General features: G+C 69.0%; 2 protein-coding genes and 1 pseudogene. All 3 read right to left on the reverse strand.

Annotated features, from left to right (window positions below; all coding sequences use genetic code 11):
* Positions 1-797: DUF222 domain-containing protein (locus A5711_RS02950; protein WP_156744752.1), on the reverse strand; the 797-nt coding region annotated here is incomplete at its 3' end.
* Positions 798-818: 21 nt separating this feature from the next.
* The gene (locus A5711_RS02955) at positions 819-1,688 is read right to left on the reverse strand and encodes a TauD/TfdA family dioxygenase (RefSeq protein WP_067943916.1); all 870 of its coding nucleotides are present in this window, start codon (positions 1,686-1,688) and stop codon (positions 819-821) included.
* Between the two features lie 93 nt (positions 1,689-1,781).
* Positions 1,782-2,066: pseudogene (locus A5711_RS02960) on the reverse strand (pseudouridine synthase); the annotation flags it as partial.

The following is a 2,066-nucleotide window of genomic DNA, read 5'->3' on the forward strand; positions in this document are numbered from 1 at the left end:
GCGCCCGCCGCGCAGTCGGGGCGCCCACACCGACAGCCCAGCCGATCCGCGCCCGCGGCCAGCACCCCCAACGCATCAGCACGGCGCTGCTCACGGCTGCGCGGATCATGCGCACACACCGTGGCCGCCACCGCATCCAACCGCTTCTCGAGTGCGCGGGCATCCGAGCTGAACAGGACCCCCTCGAGGCGCGCCAACCCATCGCCCATATCCCCGATCCACACCTCGCGGCCCGCCGCCCGGTCCCGGCGCCGGCGCACCGCATCCGCATCAGCCTTCGCGACGATTCGGTCAACCTGAGCGCCCGACCGGGCCGGGGTCAGCGATGGCCACCGGGCCACCTGCGCGGCCAACTGCCCATCCACGGCCGCCAACACGTCGCGATCGGTGATCAGATCGGTGCGAAACACCAGCGTCTGCACCATCCGAAAATCGATGGCCCCGGCGGCGAACACCGCCGCCACCCGCGGCAACCGCTCGCGCAGCGCCCGCGCATACCGCACCCGACTGGCCGCCAACCCCTGACCGATCCGCAACTCCGCGGCCACCTCCGCGGCCACCGCCGCCTCAGTGTCCACCGCCCACTCCTCAGTCTCGGCGCACCGCGACAACCGATGAGCAAACAGGCTTCCGATCGCCGCCAGCTGCCCGGCCACCGCTCGATTCTCCGCCCGCACACACCCGCCGGCCTCGGCAAGCATCGCCGCCGACTCCTCCGTCCGCGACGGATAGCGCCGCTCGAAGTGCTCGTCGAACTCGGCAAGCACCTCCGGCGACGAAACCCTGGTATCGAACATACATTCGATTATGGCACCAGGCTACGACAACCGCATGGTCTCCAGCCCGTCCGCGGCCGTCGCGGAAATGGTGCTCCGAACCATGAAGCGCGGCTGCCTCGCCGGCCACGGCCGGCCGCGATGCATGACGGCGCGGTTGTCCCACACCACCACGTCGCCCTCGCGCCATGAGTGCACATAGCGGGCCTCACGGGCAACCGCCGCCTCCGTCAGGTCGGCGATCAGCTCCCGCGCCGCCTCTTGCTCCATGCCTTCGATCGCGTACGCGTGCGAGGCCAGATACAGCGCCTTGCGGCCATTGGCCGGGTTTCGCCACACCAGACGCCAGCATTGCGGCGGCAGCGCCGCACGCTCGGCCGGGCCGGCCAGGTCGGCCGCGATCTTGCCGCGCGAATAGGCGTACTCGTGCCAGGCGAAGCAATCTTCCAGCCGCCGTTGCAACGCGCGATCGAGGCGTTCGAAGGCGAGGCGGGTGGAGACATACTCGGTCTCACCTCCCTGCCCCGGAATGACGCGCGACGACAACACCGAAGCGAGCGCCGGCACGCGCTTGAACGAGCTGTCGGTATGCCAGAGCTGGTTGGCCTTGTTCTCGAGGGCAAGTCGGTGGCCTTCGGGCACGACGTTGCCCGCCTCGTCGAGGGTCTTGAGGATCACGAGGTTGGTGCCATGACCCTCCGAACCGACCTTGGTGACCTCGAGGGGGCCGAAGCGGCGGGAGAAGGCAAGCTGCGCTTCATCGGTGACGTCCTGATCGCGGAACACCAGGACTGAGTGCTCCTCGAACGCTGCCCGTACCGCCGCGTACGCGGCCTCCGATGCCGCGACGTCCTGGATGCTGACTCCGCATATTTCCGCCGCGAAGCCCAGGCCCGACGGCACGATTTCCATCGGCGCCTCCGTAGCGTTCGAGGATTCAGTACGACTGTCCACCCAGAACGAGCGCCCGGCAAGCCATCGGCGTCCGACAAACCGAGCGACAAATCAGCCCAGCGATCGCCGGCTGACGAATTCGCGGCGACCCCCCGTCACCGGATCGTCGAATTCGATGCGCTGCGCCAGCAGCCGCAGCGGCGTGCTGAAGTCATCGGCCGGCACGTCAATGATGTTGGGGTACAACGGGTCTCCGTAGATAGGCACGCCAAGGGCGGCCATGTGCACGCGCAGCTGGTGGGTGCGCCCGGTGCGCGGGGTCAGCCGGTATAGGCCCTCCGGGGCAAGGAGTTCCACCAGCGTTTCCGCGTTGGGCGCTCCGGGTTCGCAGACGGC

This window comes from Mycobacterium sp. E2238, from assembly GCF_001672665.1.
Taxonomy (GTDB): Bacteria; Actinomycetota; Actinomycetes; order Mycobacteriales; family Mycobacteriaceae; genus Mycobacterium.